This is a genomic window from Hymenobacter sp. UYAg731, from assembly GCF_054061335.1.
In genome coordinates this window covers 76,496-94,731 of sequence record NZ_JBSSEC010000006.1, presented here as the reverse complement: position 1 = coordinate 94,731, position 18,236 = coordinate 76,496, and the positions used below count along the sequence as shown (strand labels likewise).

The 18,236-nt window shown below is 61.8% G+C and carries 15 protein-coding genes; all 15 read left to right on the top strand.

What is annotated here, in order from left to right; genetic code table 11:
• Positions 1-27 precede the first annotated feature (27 nt).
• The 15 genes from metF (at position 28) to ACVWYF_RS18380 (ending at position 18,156) form a co-directional block, all read left to right on the top strand.
• Positions 28-984, top strand: a complete 957-nt coding sequence (metF, locus tag ACVWYF_RS18450) for a methylenetetrahydrofolate reductase [NAD(P)H] (RefSeq protein WP_457070741.1) — start codon at positions 28-30, stop codon at positions 982-984.
• A 158-nt stretch (positions 985-1,142) separates the two neighbouring features.
• Positions 1,143-1,703, top strand: a complete 561-nt coding sequence (locus ACVWYF_RS18445; protein WP_457070739.1) for a hypothetical protein — start codon at positions 1,143-1,145, stop codon at positions 1,701-1,703.
• A gap of 260 nt (positions 1,704-1,963) precedes the next feature.
• Positions 1,964-2,404 carry a putative signal transducing protein gene (locus tag ACVWYF_RS18440; protein WP_457070737.1) on the top strand — a complete coding sequence of 147 codons (441 nt, stop codon included), beginning with the start codon at positions 1,964-1,966 and terminating at the stop codon, positions 2,402-2,404.
• 99 nt (positions 2,405-2,503) lie between these two features.
• A complete protein-coding gene (locus ACVWYF_RS18435; protein ID WP_457070734.1) occupies positions 2,504-3,682 on the top strand; it encodes a PA14 domain-containing protein in 1,179 nt (392 codons plus the stop codon).
• Between the two features lie 182 nt (positions 3,683-3,864).
• Positions 3,865-4,710 (top strand): SDR family oxidoreductase, encoded by an 846-nt coding sequence (locus ACVWYF_RS18430; protein ID WP_457071165.1) that lies wholly within the window; start codon positions 3,865-3,867, stop codon positions 4,708-4,710.
• 299 nt (positions 4,711-5,009) lie between these two features.
• The gene (locus tag ACVWYF_RS18425; protein ID WP_457070732.1) at positions 5,010-6,419 is read left to right on the top strand and encodes an L-lactate MFS transporter; all 1,410 of its coding nucleotides are present in this window, start codon (positions 5,010-5,012) and stop codon (positions 6,417-6,419) included.
• Positions 6,420-6,452: 33 nt separating this feature from the next.
• Positions 6,453-6,599: an MFS transporter small subunit gene (locus ACVWYF_RS18420; RefSeq protein ID WP_457070730.1), complete on the top strand. Its 147-nt coding sequence runs from the start codon at positions 6,453-6,455 to the stop codon at positions 6,597-6,599.
• Positions 6,600-6,745: 146 nt separating this feature from the next.
• A complete protein-coding gene (locus ACVWYF_RS18415) occupies positions 6,746-8,269 on the top strand; it encodes a M20/M25/M40 family metallo-hydrolase (protein ID WP_457070728.1) in 1,524 nt (507 codons plus the stop codon).
• A 127-nt stretch (positions 8,270-8,396) separates the two neighbouring features.
• A complete protein-coding gene (locus tag ACVWYF_RS18410) occupies positions 8,397-8,999 on the top strand; it encodes a gluconate 2-dehydrogenase subunit 3 family protein (RefSeq protein WP_457070726.1) in 603 nt (200 codons plus the stop codon).
• A 98-nt stretch (positions 9,000-9,097) separates the two neighbouring features.
• Positions 9,098-10,780: a GMC family oxidoreductase gene (locus ACVWYF_RS18405; protein WP_457070724.1), complete on the top strand. Its 1,683-nt coding sequence runs from the start codon at positions 9,098-9,100 to the stop codon at positions 10,778-10,780.
• A 151-nt stretch (positions 10,781-10,931) separates the two neighbouring features.
• Positions 10,932-12,266: a family 1 glycosylhydrolase gene (locus ACVWYF_RS18400; protein ID WP_457070722.1), complete on the top strand. Its 1,335-nt coding sequence runs from the start codon at positions 10,932-10,934 to the stop codon at positions 12,264-12,266.
• Positions 12,267-12,330: 64 nt separating this feature from the next.
• Positions 12,331-12,906, top strand: coding sequence for a hypothetical protein (locus tag ACVWYF_RS18395; protein WP_457070720.1), 576 nt, complete (start codon positions 12,331-12,333; stop codon positions 12,904-12,906).
• Between the two features lie 32 nt (positions 12,907-12,938).
• The gene (locus ACVWYF_RS18390) at positions 12,939-13,247 is read left to right on the top strand and encodes a hypothetical protein (RefSeq protein ID WP_457070718.1); all 309 of its coding nucleotides are present in this window, start codon (positions 12,939-12,941) and stop codon (positions 13,245-13,247) included.
• A gap of 237 nt (positions 13,248-13,484) precedes the next feature.
• On the top strand, positions 13,485-16,031 hold the full coding sequence (locus ACVWYF_RS18385) for a DUF5686 family protein (RefSeq protein ID WP_457070716.1): 2,547 nt from the start codon (positions 13,485-13,487) through the stop codon (positions 16,029-16,031).
• 118 nt (positions 16,032-16,149) lie between these two features.
• On the top strand, positions 16,150-18,156 hold the full coding sequence (locus ACVWYF_RS18380) for a 7TM diverse intracellular signaling domain-containing protein (protein WP_457070713.1): 2,007 nt from the start codon (positions 16,150-16,152) through the stop codon (positions 18,154-18,156).
• The last annotated feature ends 80 nt before the right edge of the window (positions 18,157-18,236 follow it).

Below are 18,236 nucleotides of genomic sequence, written 5' to 3'. Positions count from 1 at the left end.
CGGACTATAAAGTCCGCGCTACTATCCATGAAAGTTACCGACCACCTCGCCCAGGCCAACGGCAAAACCCTCTTTTCCTTCGAGGTGCTACCACCTAAAAAGGGCGAAAATATCCACACGCTGTTCTCGAATATCGAGCCGCTGATGGAGTTTAAGCCGCCGTTCATCGACGTGACGTATCACCGCGAAGAGTACGTGTACCGCCACCATCCCAACGGCCTGCTGGAGAAGAAAACCGTGCGCCGCCGCCCCGGCACGGTGGGCATTTGCGCGGCCATCAAAAACCGCTTCGACGTGGACACCGTGCCCCACCTCATCTGCGGCGGTTTCACGAAGGAGGAAACCGAGAACGCGCTGATTGACCTGCACTTTCTGGGCATCGATTCCATCCTGGCCCTGCGCGGCGACCCCATCAAATCGGAAGGCCATTTCAAGCCTGAACCCGACGGGCACGCCTACGCCTGCGACCTCATCGGCCAGGTGGCAAACCTGAACAAGGGCGAATACCTGGATGAGGAACAGGATGATACCTGGGCCACCAACTTCTGCATCGGCACGGCCGGCTACCCCGAAAAGCATTTCGAAGCGTCCAACTACGCCTCCGACATCCGTTTCCTCAAGCACAAGGTGGACCGGGGGGCCGAATACATCGTGACCCAGATGTTCTTCGATAACGAAGAGTTTTTCAAGTTTGAAAAAGCCTGCCGCGACGCCGGCATCACCGTGCCCATCATCCCCGGCCTGAAACCGCTGACGACCAAAAGCCAGCTCACCATGCTGCCACGGACTTTTTTCCTCAACCTGCCCGAGCCGCTGGTGGAAGCCATCAGCCAGTGCCGCGACAACGAAGCGGCCCGCGCCATCGGCATCGAGTGGTGCCTCAACCAGAGCCGCGAGCTCATGGCCCACGGCGTGCCCTGCCTGCACTACTACTCCATGGGCAAGTCGGAAAGCATCCGGCGGGTAGCGGCCGAGCTGTTTTAGGCAAATTTCTCCCGAATAGCTTCGGGCCAAAAGGCGTTGCGCAGTGCCGAAACCACCTCCGGCAAGGCATTCACGCTAACCTTTCGGCCGGCGCGGTAGTACAGGGCACATGCGGCCGAAGCGGCCGTACTTTGCAACCTACTTACCGTGTTTGTGCTATGAATGGTGAATTGCGTAATCGGCCGGCGGGCCTGAAACTTGGCGGCGTAGTGCTGGCCGCACTGCTGCTCACGGGCTGCGACTCGACTCCCCGCGACCGGCAGGAGGCCGTGCGCGAAGCGGGCCACGAATTGGACACCGTGGCCCGCACCGCCGCCGGCAAGCTGGCCCGCATCGGCAAAGCCACCGCCCGCTACGATGCCGCCAACCGTGCCCGCCGCGCCCGCCCCCTTGACCCGCGCCAGCAGCTGGCGATGGAAGCCAAGCTGCTCGGCCCCTACAATGGCCAGATTAACGCCCTCACTCCCCAGGACTTACCGGCCGCCTACGGCCAGCTGGTGCGCGAAACCCGCACCCAGCGCGCCACCTGGACCGACCGCGACTGGGACTACGCCCGCGCCATCTACCAGCGCCTGAACGACCAGCTGAAGCAGGTGCGAATGGACATGCCTGCCCGCGACGAAGTGCGCGTCCGCGCCCGCCAGGCCGAGTTCGTGAGCCTGCAGGCCAGCCGCGCCGTGAACGGCATCGATGCCGCCACCCGGCAGCAGCCCAAATAGCGTTAAGAGTTAGCGGTTAGGAGTTAGAGCAGAATTCAGGATGGTATACGGGTGTAGAGACGCAATATTTTGCGTCTCATCGTTGAACGGCTCGCGGGAATACCGTTAGACGCTTCCGTTCAACGACGAGACGCAAAATATTGCGTCTCTACCTCGTTCAAATGCCTATGCACTAAAATGAGAAGCGCTCTAAGAGTTTACTAGCTTTTGTAGCAATCCGCTCAATCAACTCCTAACTTTCAACTCTTAACTCTTAACTCTTGTCCAGCCCCGATTCCGTCGTTTTCCTCGAATCATTCTACGAGCCGATGGCGGCCAACCTGGCCCGCACCCGGTTGGAGGCGGCGGGTATTCCGTGCTTTTTGAGCAATGAGAACCTGGTGGGACTGATGCCGCTCTACAGCCCCATCACGGGCGGCGTGCGGCTGCATGTGCGGCAGGGCGACGCAGAAACTGCGCTGCAAATTCTGCACGCCGAACCCGCGCCCCGCGCCACCGGCCCCGATGTAGCTTCCTTTGCCGCCGATGCGCCCGACCCGGTGACGCCCCGCTGCCCGCGCTGCGGGTCGTCGGACGTGGCTTATGGGGCGGCCACGCACAATACATACGGGTTCTGGTCGGGGCTGCTGTCGGTACTGCTGCGGTTTCCGGTGCGGGGCAAGCGGTTCCACTGCTTCCATTGCGGCAATGAGTTTAAGTAGTTGACAACCTGATTCAAATCCAATTTCGGCTCTTACAGCGACTATTGGCAAATATCCCGGTTGAGAATACCAGAAGCGCATCTTTTGCGTTCTTGCGGCATGGCTTTGGCGAATAACCGGCGGCACCTCGGGCCGCTGCTGCTTGGGTTGTTGATGACGCTGGGAACGGCGCGGGCGCAGGCCCCGGCCGGCGATGGCATCCTGGGCGAATATTACGAAGGGGCTGATTTCGAGCGCCTCGTGACGCGGCGCTATGATGCCACGCTGGCCTTCAACTGGGGCCACGCGCCGCCCGCGCCGGGACTGGGAGCCGAATATTTTTCGGTGCGCTGGACGGGCTGGCTGGTACCGCCCGTGAGCGGGCGCTACGTGCTGCATGTAGCCGTGGACGACGGCATGCGTATCTGGCTCAACGACAAGCTGGTTCTGAACGAATGGCGGCCCCAGCCCGTGCGCTACTTTACCACCAGTATCTTGCTGAAAGCCGGCGAACCCTACAAGCTGCGGGTCGATTACTTCCAGGATATTCTGGACACCAGCGCCCGCGTAACCTGGGAGCGGCCCGACGTGCCGCTGACGCCGCCGCCCTCGTCCTGGCGCAACCTTTGGGGAATGACGGCCGCCACGCCTAAGCCCGAGCCCATTCCAACGCAGTTCCTATTCCGCCACAACCCCCGGCCCTCCGCAGCTCTGGCGGCCGGCACGGTGCCCGCGCCGAAGCCCCTGCCCAAAACGCCGGTAGCGGCAACGGCTACCCCAGCGGCAAAGCCACTGGTTATCAGCAGTTCCAACAGGCTCACCGCTACCCCACCGCGCCGGCCATTCGCACCGCCACTGGCCGTGGCAAAACCAGCCACCTTGGTGCTGCCCGCCACCTCCGGTACCGGCCTGCTGCTGACCGACTCTACCGGCCCCGCCCGTCTGAGCCGCCTAGCCGTGGGTGAAGAGGTGACCTTGCCCAAACTTTATTTCAACCAGGGCAAAGCACAGTTGCTGCCATCCTCACGCATCGCCCTCGATCGGCTGGCCGCCGCTCTGAGTGCCCAGCCCGCGCTACGGCTTGAAGTGCAGGGCCACACTGACAACATGGGCAATGCCGAGCTCAACCGCCAGCTCTCACAGCAGCGCGCCGAAGCCGTGTGCCTCTACCTCACAGCGCACGGCGTGAACACGGCCCAGCTTCGGCCGATGGGCTACGGCGGCACCCAGCCCGTGGCCGACAATGCCGACCCTGCCCAGCGCCCCCGCAACCGCCGCGTGGTGCTACGCCGGCTCTGAGCCGCCGCCAGCAGCAAGGGTAAATAAGCGGGCAAGCAGTAGCCATAGGTGAGTTTTTCGCGTAAGCCGGGCATCACGTTTTCCTATCCGCCATGCCTCCAAAGAAAACTCCCGCAACTCCCGCCGCTCCCAAAAAGCCGGCCGCGCCCGCCAAAGCCGAGCGCCGCCCCACGGCCAAAGACATGAAGGCCGCCGCCCAAAAGCTACCCTACCCGGCCAGGCAGGCCGACATGAAGCTCCAGCCCGACTCAGACCTGGCCAACTACAAAGCCGCCGGCAAGCTCAAGGACAAAGTGGCCATCATTACCGGGGCTGATTCCGGCATTGGTCGGGCCGTGGCCATTGCCTTTGCAAAAGAGGGCGCGCACGTAGCCGTGGTTTTCAACGAAAACGTGGAGGATGCCGAAAAAACCAAGCAGCTGGTGGAAAAGGAGAAGCGCAAGTGCCTGCTACTGCAAATGGACGTGCGCGACCCCGAGCAGTGCAAGCAGGCCGTGCGCCGCACCCTGGCCGAATTGGGCGGCCTGAACATTCTGGTGAACAACGCCGCCTTCCAGATGAGCCAGGCCAAATTCGAGGACATCCCGGAGGAGCAGATTCGCCGCACCTTCGACACCAACATTCTGGGCTACATCTGGATGGCGCAGGCCGCGATTCCGCACCTTAAAAAAGACGACTGCATCATCAATACGGGCAGCATTGTGGGCATTACGGGCATTCCGATTCTGGTGGATTATGCCTGCTCGAAAGCTAGCATTCATGCCCTTACCAAGTCGTTGGCGCTATACTTGGGCGAGAAGGGCATTCGGGTAAACTGCGTGGTGCCCGGCCCGGTCTGGACGCCCAACATCCCCGGCACCATGCCCATTGAGGAAATTGCCAAGTTCGGCCACGAAGTTGCCCTCAAGCGCCCCGGCCAGCCCGAGGAACTGGCCCCCGCCTATGTGCTGCTGGCCTCGCAGGACGGCTCATTCATGACCGGCAGCCTCGTGCATGTGACGGGCGGCAAGCTCAGCAGCGACGAGTAGTCTTAGCCTGAATTCAGAACAATCATATTGAGCGCAGCCGAAATACCGCGCGTGTGGTAGTAACTCCATCGTATTGATTAGTGATGGCACGCGTGATGTCCCGGCTACGCTCAACATGACCGTACTTTCTGATACCTGCTCAGTCGCCTATACCTATTTAGCAAAGTTTTCGCGCCGCTGATAGTCAACCAACCAAGCCACCGGTTACCTTGCCACGTATCATGCCCTTCCAGGGCGTTAGCCAGCGAGTTATCCGTGTTTTTCATTTTTCTTCTTTCACTTTAATTCCCACTTTTTACATGGCCGAAAATTCCTCTTCCTTGCTCGACCGCAGCCGCACCATCGCGGGACCGGGCTACAACCGCTGGCTGGTGCCGCCAGCGGCCTTGGCCATTCACCTAGCCATCGGGCAGGTATATGCCTTCAGCGTATTCAAAAAACCCCTCGGGGCGCTTATTAGCGGCAACGTGGACGCGCCCGCACCCACCGACTGGACACCGGGCCAGATTGGTTGGATTTTCTCCATTGCCATTGTGCTGCTGGGCTTGTCGGCGGCCATTTTTGGCAAGTGGCTGGAGCGCGTGGGGCCGCGCAAGGCCATGATGGCGGCCGCGCTCTGCTTCGGCGGCGGCTTCATGATTGGTTCGCTCGGCATCCATCTGCACAGCCTCGTGCTGCTGTACCTGGGCTACGGCGTGCTGGGCGGCATCGGGCTGGGCCTGGGCTACATTTCGCCGGTGAGCACGCTCATTAAGTGGTTTCCCGACCGCAAGGGCGTGGCCACGGGTATGGCTATTATGGGCTTCGGCGGCGGTGCCATGATTGCCTCGCCGCTGTCGGTGGCACTAATGGCGCACTTCAAGAGCACGGGCACGCTGGGCGTGGCAGCTACGTTTATCACACTGGGCATCATTTACTTCCTGTTTATGCAGTTTGGGGTGTGGACCATCCGGGTACCGGCCGATGACTGGGTTCCCGCCGGCTACGTGCCCAATGCCGAACACAACGCCCTGATTACGACCGGCAACGTGTCGGCCGATAACGCCATCAAGACGCCGCAGTTCTGGCTGCTGTGGGTGGTGCTCATGACCAACGTAACGGCTGGCATTGGCGTGCTCGAAACGGCCTCGCCACTCATTCAGGACACATTTTCGAAGGCCGCAATGGGCGGAGGCAAGTTTGTGACGGCGGCGGCGGCGGCCGGCTTCGTGGGCCTGCTCAGCATGTTCAACCTGCTGGGACGCTTCTTCTGGTCGTCGGCTTCGGATAAGCTGGGCCGGAAGGTTACGTATGCCATCTACTTCGCGCTGGGCATCGCGCTCTACCTGCTCATTCCCACGCTGGGGCACAACTTGCAGCTCACCCTCTATGTGGTGGTAGCCTGCGTGATTATCAGCATGTACGGTGGCGGTTTCGCCACCATTCCGGCGTATCTGTCCGACCTGTTTGGCAAGTATCAGGTGGGGGCTATTCACGGGCGGCTGCTCACGGCCTGGAGCACGGCTGGCGTGGTGGGCCCTCTCATCGTCAACTACCTGCACGAGAGCCGCAAGGCCGAAGGCTTCACTGGTGCCGCCGCTTACCAAACGGTATTCTACACCATGGCGGGCCTGCTGGTAGTGGGCCTGCTGGCCAACTTCGCCGTGACGGCCGTGAACGAGAAATACTTCGAAAAAGGCCCCGTTACGCCCCAGGGCGGCGGACACTAAGCGCCATTCCTCCCTTCTAAATCCGACCCCAACATGAACCCTCAACCCAATAACGCCGGCACCCCGGCGGCCGAAACCAGCTCGACGGGCACCCTGGTTATTGCCTGGCTTTTCGTGGGCATCCCCCTGGCCTGGGGCGTGTCGCAAACCTTTATCAAGGCCCTGACCCTGTTTCAATAGCAGCGTCGCTATAGCAGATTAGGAAGCAGCCGGCCCGGTGGGTCGGCTGCTTTTTTTGTTAGGGAATTGCTGTTGCGAAGTGTAGGCCGAGAATCACGAGGCTGAAACTTAGCTGCGATACCTACCACGCGCCTTACCTTCCCGCCATGAAAAAGCTCTTACCCCTCGCCCTGCTCACGCTTCTCGCCGCTGCCCCGGCCGCGCCGCCCACGCAACGGGTACGCCAGTTCCGGCAGGCGCACGAGCGGGAGCTACTGGCCGAATTCGGGCAACTGGTGGCCATCCCCAACGTGGCGGCCGATACGGGCGGGCTGCAGCATACGGCGCAGTTTATTCAGGGCATGATGCGGCGGCGCGGCATTGCCACCGAGCTGCTGGCCGCGCCCACGCCGGACGTGCCGCCGGTGGTGTTTGGCGAGGTGCGCGTGCCGGGCGCTACCCGCACCGTCATTTTTTATGCCCACTACGACGGCCAGCCCGTGAACCCCGCGCAGTGGGGCTACGGCCTGCAGCCCTTCCGGCCGCAGCTGGCTACCGGCCCGCTGGACTGGGGCGGGCAGCCGGCCGAGCTGCCCGCCGCCGGCCAGCCGCTCAGTCCCGACTGGCGACTCTACGCCCGCAGCGCCTCCGACGACAAGGCGGGCGTAATGGCTATTTTGAGCGGCTACGAAGCCCTTAAAGCCAGCAAGCTCAAGCCCATTGTCAATATCAAATTCTTTTTTGAGGGCGAAGAGGAACGGGGCTCGCCGCACCTGGCCGAGATTCTGGAACGGCACAAGGCCCGGCTGACTTCCGATGTGTGGGTGATTTGCGACGGGCCGGTGCACCAGTCGGGCCGCAAGCAGGTAGTGTTTGGGGCGCGGGGCGACGTGAACATGCGCCTGACCGTGTACGGCCCGCGCCGGCCCCTGCACAGCGGCCACTACGGCAACTGGGCCCCCAACCCCGGCCTGGCCCTGGCCCGCCTGCTGGCCTCGATGGAGGACAGCACCGGCCGGGTGCGCGTCGCGGGTTTCTACGACGACGTGACACCGCTGAGCCCGGCCGAGAAAACCGCCCTGGCCCAGGTGCCCAACCTCGACGAAACCATCCGGCAGGAGCTGGGCTTTGCGCGGGCTTACGGCCCCGGCCAGTCGCTGGTGGAGCTGCTCAACCAGCCCTCGCTCAACATCAACGGGATGCAGAGCGCAAATGTGGGCACCCAGGCCGCCAACGTAATTCCGACCACTGCCGCCGCCGTGCTCGACCTGCGCCTCGTACCCGGCAACGACGCCCAGCGCCAGGTGCAGAAAGTGGTGCGCCACATCGAAACCCAGGGCTACCACGTCCTCAGCGCCGAGCCCACCGACGCCGAGCGCGCCCAGTACCCGCTGCTGGTGAAAATTCAGGCCGAGCCCGGCTACAATGCCCAGCGCACCCGTCTCGACCTGCCCATTGCCCGCCAGATTATCGCGGCCGTGCAGACCACCGTGGCCGAGCCAGTGGTGGTGCTGCCCACCATGGGCGGCAGCCTGCCGCTGTATGTATTTGAGCAGCAGCTCCAGGCCCAGACCATCACGGTGCCGGTGGCGAACTACGACAACAACCAGCACGCCGAAAACGAGAACATCCGCCTCGGCAACCTCTGGGATGGTATCGAAACCATGGCTGCGATTATGCAACTGAAATAGCCCTATCGACGCGGTTGCAGAAAATTCTGCTTTTGAAGACCGGCCGTCGGGAAGATTTTGCTCGTAAGGGGTTATTAGCTGAGCCGTTCTATACGGCGCTGTTTCAGCCCAATCCCCTTTCTTGCTGATGTCCGTTCCTACTTACCCAAGCGGCACCGTGCGCGCGTTGCTTGACACGCCGCATGTGTCGGCCGCCACGCGTGCCGCCGTGCAGGCCCGCCTCGACGCGCCCGCCTACGCGCCACAGTTTCTGGCCCCCGAGACCTACGCCCTGCTCGAAGCCGTGGCCGCCCGCATCTTCCCCCAGCCCGACCGCGCCGGTGCCCCCATCCCACTGGCCCCGGCCGTGGACCAGCGCCTGGCCGAAGGCCGCGCCGACGGCTGGCGCTACGACGCCCTGCCCCCCGACCGCGAGACCTACCGCCTAGGCCTCGGCGGCATTCAAGAAATTGCACAGGCTCAGTTTCAGGCTGATTTCGTTGCACTAGCCGCCGAACAGCAGGATGCCGTGCTGCAAACCCTGACCACCGGCACCCCGCCCGGCACCGCCTGGGAAACGCTGGACGCCGGCCGCTTTTTCGAAGAAATGCTGGCTGAGCTCACTGAAACCTACTACGCCCACCCGCTGGCCCAAGAGGAAATCGGCTACGTAGGCATGGCCGACTTGCCGGCCTGGACGAAAATCGGCCTCAATGAAAAAGAAGACCGGGAGGTGACAATGAGTAAATGAGTGAACGGGGGGATGAGTGAATGACGCTACTATCAGCACTCTTTCCCCGTCAGCTTCATTCACTCATCCCCCCATTCACTCATTTATCGACTGCAAAAATGCCCGACGAAGAAGTTCTCGAAGAAGGCGTCCTCAACCCCGTCAAGCCCGAAATACAGGACCCGCTGCTGCGGGCGCTGTTGGCCGACGAGCCCGCCGCTGCCCCCGTAATCACCGATACCCCGAAAGAACAACCGCAAGCCATCGAGCCCGAAGCCGACGAAGTCGACTGCGTGGTGATTGGGCTGGGCGCGGGCGGCGCGCCCCTGCTGGCCCGCCTGGCCCAAGCCGGCCTGAAAGTGGTGGCCCTGGAAGCCGGCCCCTGGCACAACCCTGAAACCGACTTCGCCACCGACGAAAAAGCCCAGGATTTCCTATTCTGGAACGATGAGCGGCTGGCTGCGGGCGGTGACCCGCTGGCGATGGGCAAGAATAATTCCGGCACCGGCGTAGGCGGCTCCACGCTGCACTACACGGCCTACACCCCGCGCCCGCTGCCCGACGACCTGCACATCCGGCGGGATTTCGGGCAGGGCGAGGACTGGCCGGTGAGCTATGAGGAGCTGGAGCCCTACTACAATGAAGTTGAACGATTTATCGGCGTTTCCGGCCCCACGCCTTACCCTTGGGGACCCGCCCGCAGCCAGGGCTACCCGCTAGCCCCGCTGCCGTTGAACAGCGCCGCCCAGCTCATGGTGCGCGGCGCGGAGAAGCTGGGAATCAAGACCTCGCCGGCTGCCAATGCGGCCCTTTCGGCGCGCTACTACCAGGAAGGCGTGGGCTGGCGCGAGGCCTGCACCAACCGGGGCTTCTGCCAGGCCGGTTGCTCCAACGGGGCCAAGTCGAGCATGGACGTGACCTTTATTCCGCTAGCGGTCAAGCACGGCGCGGATATCAGGCCCAACAGTTTCGTGACCGAGATTGAGCGTGATGCCCGGGGCTACGTCACCGGCGTGGTGTACACCCAAAACGGCGAGCAGAAGCGCCAGCGCTGCCGCCACCTCTTCCTCTGCGGCGGCTCGGTGGAAACCCCGCGTCTGCTGCTGCTGAACGAGCTGGCCCTAACCAGCGGACAAGTCGGCCGCAACCTGATGGCCCACCCCGGCCTACAGGTCTGGGGCACATTTGCCGATGAAGTTCGGCCCAACAAGGGCATTCCCGGCGGGCTGATTTCGCAGGACACCCACCGGCCGGCCGGGGCCGATTTCATCGGCGGCTACCTGCTGCAAAGCATCGGGGTGATGCCCGTAACATTTGCCGGGCAGGTGGCGCGGGGCCGCAAAATGTGGGGCCAGCCCCTGCGCGACTACATGCGCAACTTCAATCACATTGCCGGCATCAATATCCTAGGCGACTGCCTGCCGCACGACGACAACTTTATGGAGCTGGCTGAGGAAAAAGACGCCCGCGGCCTACCCAAGCCGCGCCTGCACTTCACGGCCCAGGAAAACGAGCAGCGCATGAACGCCCACGCCGAGAAAATCATGCGCGGCATCTGGGAGGCGGCCGGCGCTACCGATATCTGGTCGTTTCAGCGCTACGCGCACGTCATCGGCACGGCCCGGATGGGCCGGAGCGGCGACGACGCGGTGGTGGATGCAAACGGCCGCGCCTTCGACGTGCCCAACCTATACATTTCGGATAACTCGACCTTCCCCAGCGCCCTGAGCGTGAACCCGGCCCTGACCATTATGGCCCTGAGCCTGCGCACGGCCGATAAGTTTCTGGAGAGCCTGAAGTAGCAGTGAAGGGCGTGAACTGTCGTGCAGAGCGCAGCGCAGCATCTTGCTCGCAGTCACTAATTAATGCGGATACAACGATTACATTACTCCTTCTGGCAAGATGCTTCGCTGCGCTCTGCATAAGGGTTTAAATCCGAAATCAAACCAACTTATGAAGTCTTTTCTCACAGAAATCAACGAGCATTTCGGCGACGGCAACTACGAGGGCGACCAGTTCGGCGGGGCAACCGGGCATAACGGCAACGGCCTGCCCACGGGCCTGCCCAACAACTTCATGTTTGCCACCGGCATCGAGTGCAGCTACCCGACCATTGACAACGGCAAAACCCGCCGTGATTTGTTGGCCGAGTGTGACCACTACAACCGCTACAAGGAAGACCTGGCGCTGGTGAAGGAAATGGGCCTGAAGGTGCTACGCTACGGCCTGCCCTACTACAAAATCCAGCTCAGCCCCGACAAATACGACTGGGAATTTGCCGACTTAGCCATGGCCGAGATGCAGCGGCTGGAAATCACCCCGATTCTGGATTTGATGCACTTCGGCGTACCCGATTTCATTGGCAATTTCCAGAACCCCGAATTGCCGGTACACTTTGCGGCTTATTGCGAAGAAGTTGCCAAGCGCTATCCCTGGGTGCGTTTCTATACGCCAGTGAATGAGATTTACGTGACGGCCAAAATGAGCGCCAAGGACGGCATTTGGAATGAGCAGCTGAAGTCGGACAAGGCTTTCGTAACGGCCCTGAAACACCTGGTGGCCGCCAGCATCATGGGCACCCAGAAGATTGCCAAGCACCGGCCCGACTGCATCATCGTGCAGAGCGAGTCGGCCGAGTTCACCCACGAACTGCGCGCCGAGCACACGGTGGAGGTACAGATGCAGAACAAGATGCGCTTTGCCTCCCTCGATTTGCTCTACGGTCATCACCCCGAGGGCGACGTGGTAAACTACCTATACGACAACGGCATGACCCGGCGGGAATACGACTGGTTCATGGCCGGCGAGCCACCCGGCTACCAGGTAATGGGCAACGACTACTACGGCCGCAACGAGAAAATCATGCTACCGAACGGTCAAATCGTGACCAGCATGGACGTGCTGGGCTGGTACAACATCACCCACGATTACTACCAGCGCTACAAAAAACCGGTAATGCACACCGAAACCAACACCCTCGGCGACAAAGAGGCCTCCACCTGGCTTTGGAAGCAATGGGTCAACATTCTGAGGATGAGGAAAGAAGGCGTACCCGTCCTCGGCTTCACCTGGTATTCCCTCATCGACCAGATTGACTGGGACAAGGGCCTGGAGCGCAAGGTGGGCACCGTGAATCCCTGCGGCCTCTTCGACCTTGACCGCAAGCCCCGGCCCGTATCCGAAGCCTACAAAATGCTGCTGCAGGAATACGGTCAAATCACCATTGTGCCGCACGGCGAGCTGTTTGAGATAACCAGTGCGCCCGCAACGCTGAAGGTAGAAGTATAGCGCTGGCCAGCGCTATACTCCGCCATCATCCGGTCTTCACGCCGGGGCTGCATTCTTGCCGGCCATGAAGCACCAACCGCTCAACCACCAACTCCGCCGCCTGCTGTGGCAGCACGGGCTGCTGCTCTTGCTGGGCCTGGCCCTCTACCTGCTCGACAAGCACGAAGGCTTGCCGCCCGACGTGATTACGGGCCTGCTGCTGGCGGCGGCGGCCGGCAAAACCGGCTACTTCCTGCTCCATAATTTCCGGGCGCTGGCGGCGTTGCGCGAAACGTTTAAGCAGTTCCTGCTGCTCGTGTCGCTCAACCTGGGCATGATTGCACTGTCTTTTTCCCTCGATTTCTACTGCCTCTACCGGGTAAATGGGCACGCCTTCGCTGGTCTGAGGCCGGGTTCGGAACTGGAAATCTTCGGGCAGCTATTCTATCATAGCGTGGGTACGCTCATCAGCAACTCGGGTAGTACCGTGACGGCGGCGGGCGGCCCCACGCAGGTGCTGCTGCTGCTGGAAAAAATTGCGGGCTTTGTATCCACCGTCTTTGTTATCTCGAATGCGGCCAACTACCTCGGGCCACTGCCCAGAGCACGGCCCCGGCCAGTACGCCGGAATCATCGGCCGGAATCGCCGCCAATCATATAGTCCCCGTGAGCCCAACGCCGTAAGTGCGGACAATGCCTGTTTCAACCCCCGCCCTGCTCCTGCGCGTAGCCGCCATCTGGCCCCTGCCGGGCCTGGGCCTGCTGGCGCTGCCCGATGGCCCTACCCCGCACCTCACGGCCTACGAATTGCACGCGGCCGTAGCAGTAGAAGCGGTTTTGCCCAATGGCACGCGCCATCCAGGCACGGCCACCGTGGAAGAAATCACCCGGGGAGCAGTCCCGGAGCGCGGCCTGTTACTCGATTTTGGGACGAGTATTGTCGTGCCCAACCATTCCGAAATCTGGTTGAGCGCGCCCACTCCCTCTGGCCCCGATGATTGAGCGGATTAAATCCCAGGTCTTGGCCATCCGTGTGCCATTTTAATAATGCCAGGTAAGGGCACGCTCACCACGCCCTAAATCCATTGGCAGAGCCCCGACCGCTATTCGTCTGGCAGGTTTAATCTTTCACCAGAAATTTTCCTGTTTTCGGCACGGAACTAGTTGGGAGCCGCTTACGCTTTGCGTAAATTGCCGGACTACTTACGGTCTTGGCAATTTGGCTCTTCTATACTTCGTATGAAATTTCTTGCTCCGCTGCTCCTGGTGTGCCTCTTGGCACTACCAGCCGCCGCCCAGCGTATCGTAATCAGCGGCCAGGTAGTGGAAGCGACTAACGGTGAGCCGGTACCGTTCGCATCCATCTTCGTACCACGCACCAGTTTCGGCGTGACGGCCGATGCCGATGGGAAATTCAAGCTCGCCGTCACGGGCTCACCCGATTCCCTCGCGGTGTCGGCCATGGGCTTTGCCACCCAGCGCCGCCGGCTCAGCAACGCGGCCGTGCAATCGGTACTGTTCCGGATGAAAACGGGCGGCGTGACCCTCGGCGAAGTATTCGTAAGCTCGCGTCAGCCCGAAAACCCTGCCTTCCGCATCCTGCGCGAAGTGCAGCGCCACAAGCCCGAAAACGAGCGCACCGCCCTGAAGGCCGCTGAGTACGACTCGTACAACCGTATCGAAACCAGCCTGATTGACCTGCCGGCCTCCCTCAACAAGCGCAAGGCCATCCGCGATATCCGGGCGCTGGCCGTGCGCCAGGGAGCCGTCGCCGTAGGCGACCCCGACGCGCCACTGCCCGTATTTGCCTCCGAGGTGGGCTCGCGGGTGTACCAGCGCAATGCGCCGCTGCGCCGGCGCGAAGACCTGCTGCACAAGCAAATGCGTGGCGTAGGTCCGCGCGAGGGCTCGGTGCTCTCGCAGATGCTAGGCTCCAACTTTCAGAACTTCGACTTTTACCCCAACTGGCAGAACGTGCTGGGAAAGGACTTCATCTCGCCCATTGCCGAGGGTGGGCGCGGCACCTACGACTACGAATTGCAGGATTCGGTGTTTGTGGGCAAGGATTTCTGCTATCGAATTGCCGTTACGCCCAAGCGCAGCCACGACCTGGCCTTCAAGGGCACCATTTGGATTACGGCCGAAGGCTACGCCCTGCGCCGCCTCGACCTGGTGGCCAGCCCCGAGGCCAACATCAACTTCGTGAACGACCTGCGCGTAGCCCAGGAGCTGACCCCGCCCACCGACGGCCCCGGCCTACCCACGCGCACCAAGCTGCTCATTAGCGTGCGGCCTTCGGCCAAGCAGGCGGCCATGCTCATCCGCTACACCACCGTGAGCAGCAACTTCGTGCGCAATAAGCTGCACGACGAATCCGGCTTCTACGACCAGCCCATCGTGTCGTCGCTGATGGAGCCAGCGGGTGAAAGCCCCGTCGGCGGCCTGCTGGCCGGGCTGCCCCAGGGCGGAGCCGGTGGTTATTTCGACGCGCACCGCCCCGATACCCTGAGCCTGAGCGAACGCCAGGTATTTGCCGTGCTCGACTCGGCCAAGGCGCTGCCTTCGGTGCGCAACCTGCTCGACTGGGTCGACCTATTCGTGAACGGCTACAAGCGCGTAGGCAAGCTCGATTTTGGCCCGATTTCGACCATCTACGCCCACAATGACTTCGAGGGCGACCGCATCCGCTTTGGCTTCCGGACCACGCCGCTCATCAGCCGCGACTGGCTGACCCAGGTATACGTGGCCTATGGCACCCAAGACGGCCGTTTCAAGTACGGCATCCGCGAGAGCTACATCGCCGAGCGCCGCCACTGGACGGTATTCTCGGCCGAGTTTAAGCACGATGTGGAGCAGACGGCCCTTCTCGACAACGATTTCCTCGACAACAACAGCCTGTTTTCGGCAGCCTCACGCTGGGGCCGTTTCCGCCAAGGCCGCCCCGTGATGCGCGACCTGGCCTCCCTCAGCGTGCAGCGCGACCTGTTTCATGGCTTCACCGAAACCCTGACGGCGCGCTACCAGAACCTGGAGCCACTGTTTGACCTGCACCTTAATTCGGGCAAGCCCCCCCTTGGTGGTCCCCCACCGGTAGATGCGCCCTCATCCAACATCCTGCACCTAAGCGAGTTGGTAATGGAATCGCGCTATGCGCCCGACGAAACCCTGGTGCAGAGCGAGAACCGCCGCCGTGCCGTGGGCCTGAAGCGCCTGCCCGTGTTTGGCTTGCGCTACACGCTTGGTGCCATCGACTGGACGAAGGGCGACTTCATGTACCACAAGTTCAACCTGTCGGTATCGCACAGTGTGTCGGTAGGCTACTTTGGACGGCTCAACTACCGGGTGGAAGGCAACTATATTCCGACGGCCCTGCCCTACTTTATCCTCAAAACGCCCCTCGGCAACCAAACCCCGTTCTACAACGCCAACGCCTTCAACCTGATGAACTACTTTGAGTTCGTCACCGACCGTTCGGCCTCGTTGCGCCTCGACCAGCACTTCGAAGGCCTGTTACTGAATGCCATCCCCGGTATCCGCACGCTCAACTGGCGGCTGGTGGGCACGGCCAACGTGCTCTACGGTGCCCTCTCGGAGCGCGCCCGCCGGGCCAATAACAACTCGTCGGACCTGCCCGGCACCATTTCGCAGCCCTACGTGGAAGCCGGATACGGCATTGAGAATATTTTCAAGTTTTTGCGGGTCGATTTCATCCATCGCCTCACCTACCGCGATGTGCCCGACACGCATAACTTCGGCGTGAAATTCAGTGCGCAGTTCCGCCTCTAATGTCGGCGCAACCCCGATGAAAGTCCGCCCAGCTATTTTGCCGGGCGGACTTTCGTATTTTAGGGGCTGTATGTGGTTACTCACTCAATTGCACGAGCACGGAAAACGAGGAGCGGGAATGATTCAACGCACTGGCGGCGATTGGGGCCGCCGGGCGTGGCCCTGGCTGCTTGGGCTGCTGCTGGTGCTACTGGCCGCGCCCACCCACGCCGCCCAGCCTGAAGACACGCTGGCCGTGGGCCCGTCCCACCCGGCTCTGTACCTGGAGGAGAATTACTACAGCATGCTGGAAGACCCCACGGGCCGGCTCCAGTTGGCCGAGGTGCAGTCGCCAGCCTGGAGCCGCCGCTTTGTAGTACTGCGCGGCTCCGGCCACCCGCCCAACATCCAGCATCCGCGTAGCATTTACTGGCTGCGCATCACGGTGCGCCACGCGGCCACAGAGAACACCGCCTGGTACCTGGAGCTGTACGATTCGCACATCGGGCAGGCGGTGTTTTTCAGTCCGCGCCCCGGCTCAACCACGGCTTACGACAGCGTGGCGACCGGGGCCAGCTACTCCTTCGCCACGCGCCCGCATCCTTACAAAAACTTCCTGTTCGACCTGCCGCCCCGGCCCGGTGAAACCGCCACCTACTACCTGCGCCTGCACTCCGACACGCGCACCAGCTTCCGGGCCATGCTGCACAGTGGCGCGGGCCTCATCCCGGAACTGTCGCTGCAATACTGGCTGCTGGGCATTTTCTACGGCATCCTGTTCATCATGGTGCTCTACAACCTGATTCTCTTCTTCTTCCTCAAGGAGCGCACCTACCTCTACTACGTGCTGTACGTGGTAAGCGGGGCGCTGTTGTTTCTCACGGAGGACGGCCTGGGCTTTCAGTACCTGTGGTCGGCCTGGCCCGACCTGAACCACTTCGTGGGCGCGCTGGCCCCGGTGCTGCTGCTGCTCACGTTTGCCACCTACGCCAGCGGCTTTCTGGACACGGCTTCGCGCCTGCCGGCCCTGCACCGGGCGGGGATGTGGGTGGTGGGCAGCAGTACGGCGTTGCTGGTGCTCGATGCGGCCGTGGTGCATTCGGGGTTCAGCTTCTGGCTGTATCTGCTGCCTTATGGGTTACTGTACTACGCTGCTTTTCAGGCCTATCGCAGTGGGTTGCGGCCCGCCCGCTACCTGCTGCTGGCCCAAGCGCTGGTGGCTACCAGCCTCACGTTTCTCATCATGCGCAAGCTGGGCATCGACTTCTACAGCAACGTGTACACAGTGTACAGCCTCAACGCAGCGTTTGTGGTGGAGGTCGTGATTCTGAGCTACGCGCTGGGCGAAAAGCTTAAGGGCCTGATGGACACGACCCTGCTCACCCAAAACCGCCTGCTCAAGCAGCTCCGCAAAAAGCATCAGGCCCAGGACCGCCTCGTGGAGCAAATGCGCGAAAACCAAGCGCTTAAAGACCAGCTCAACACTGAATTGGAAGGCCTGGTAGCCCTGCGCACCACCGAGCTTCGCCAGCAAAACGAAACCGTGGCCGCCCAAAACCACGACCTATTGCAAGCCAACGGCCTGCTAGCCCTGCAATCGGCCGCCATCGAAAAGCTCAACGGCGACCTCAGCCGCGACCTCCACGCCGAGAAGGCAGCCCGCATCGAGTCGAAGGAAGTCGACTTTGGCGAGTTCAGCCAGATATACCCCGACAAAGATGCCTGCCTGCGCTACCTCGCCGACCTGAAGTGGGGCCACGGCAATTATCACTGCCGCAAGTGCGGCCACGAAAAAAGCTGTGAAGCCCGCGAGCCCTACGCACGGCGTTGCACGCGCTGCCGTTACGTGGAGTCGGCCACGGCAGCCACCCTCTTGCAAAAGTGCAAGTTCTCAATTGTTAAGGCGCTATACGCCGTGTTCCTGTTACACGCACACAAAGGCAATTGTTCGCCCTCCGAACTGGCCCGCATTCTGGACCTGCGCCAGGCCACCAGCTGGGCCTTCGCCCAAAAGGTATTGCAGGCGTTGCAGCGTCGCCGCCAGGCTCCCGACTACGAAGACGGCGAACCCTGGACCCATGTGTTACTGGATGCTTCGGCCGAAGCCGAAATAGAAGAGAACGAGGCCGCTGAAACCGAGCGATGAGCCTCAAAATATTCCGGTAACGTTTGTGCCGGATCCAGCGACAGATTTGCCCGCTTAATGACATAATGGATAGCTTTTCC

Coding starts and splice junctions, on each gene's coding strand:
- ACVWYF_RS18425 (WP_457070732.1), top strand. CDS start 5,010: ATGGCCGAAAATTCCTCTTCCTTGCTCGACCGCAGCCGCACCATCGCG.
- ACVWYF_RS18420 (WP_457070730.1), top strand. CDS start 6,453: ATGAACCCTCAACCCAATAACGCCGGCACCCCGGCGGCCGAAACCAGC.
- ACVWYF_RS18390 (WP_457070718.1), top strand. CDS start 12,939: ATGCCTGTTTCAACCCCCGCCCTGCTCCTGCGCGTAGCCGCCATCTGG.
- ACVWYF_RS18430 (WP_457071165.1), top strand. CDS start 3,865: ATGAAGGCCGCCGCCCAAAAGCTACCCTACCCGGCCAGGCAGGCCGAC.
- ACVWYF_RS18415 (WP_457070728.1), top strand. CDS start 6,746: ATGAAAAAGCTCTTACCCCTCGCCCTGCTCACGCTTCTCGCCGCTGCC.
- ACVWYF_RS18435 (WP_457070734.1), top strand. CDS start 2,504: ATGGCTTTGGCGAATAACCGGCGGCACCTCGGGCCGCTGCTGCTTGGG.
- ACVWYF_RS18400 (WP_457070722.1), top strand. CDS start 10,932: ATGAAGTCTTTTCTCACAGAAATCAACGAGCATTTCGGCGACGGCAAC.
- ACVWYF_RS18395 (WP_457070720.1), top strand. CDS start 12,331: ATGAAGCACCAACCGCTCAACCACCAACTCCGCCGCCTGCTGTGGCAG.
- ACVWYF_RS18405 (WP_457070724.1), top strand. CDS start 9,098: ATGCCCGACGAAGAAGTTCTCGAAGAAGGCGTCCTCAACCCCGTCAAG.
- ACVWYF_RS18410 (WP_457070726.1), top strand. CDS start 8,397: ATGTCCGTTCCTACTTACCCAAGCGGCACCGTGCGCGCGTTGCTTGAC.
- ACVWYF_RS18385 (WP_457070716.1), top strand. CDS start 13,485: ATGAAATTTCTTGCTCCGCTGCTCCTGGTGTGCCTCTTGGCACTACCA.
- ACVWYF_RS18445 (WP_457070739.1), top strand. CDS start 1,143: ATGAATGGTGAATTGCGTAATCGGCCGGCGGGCCTGAAACTTGGCGGC.
- metF (WP_457070741.1), top strand. CDS start 28: ATGAAAGTTACCGACCACCTCGCCCAGGCCAACGGCAAAACCCTCTTT.
- ACVWYF_RS18380 (WP_457070713.1), top strand. CDS start 16,150: ATGATTCAACGCACTGGCGGCGATTGGGGCCGCCGGGCGTGGCCCTGG.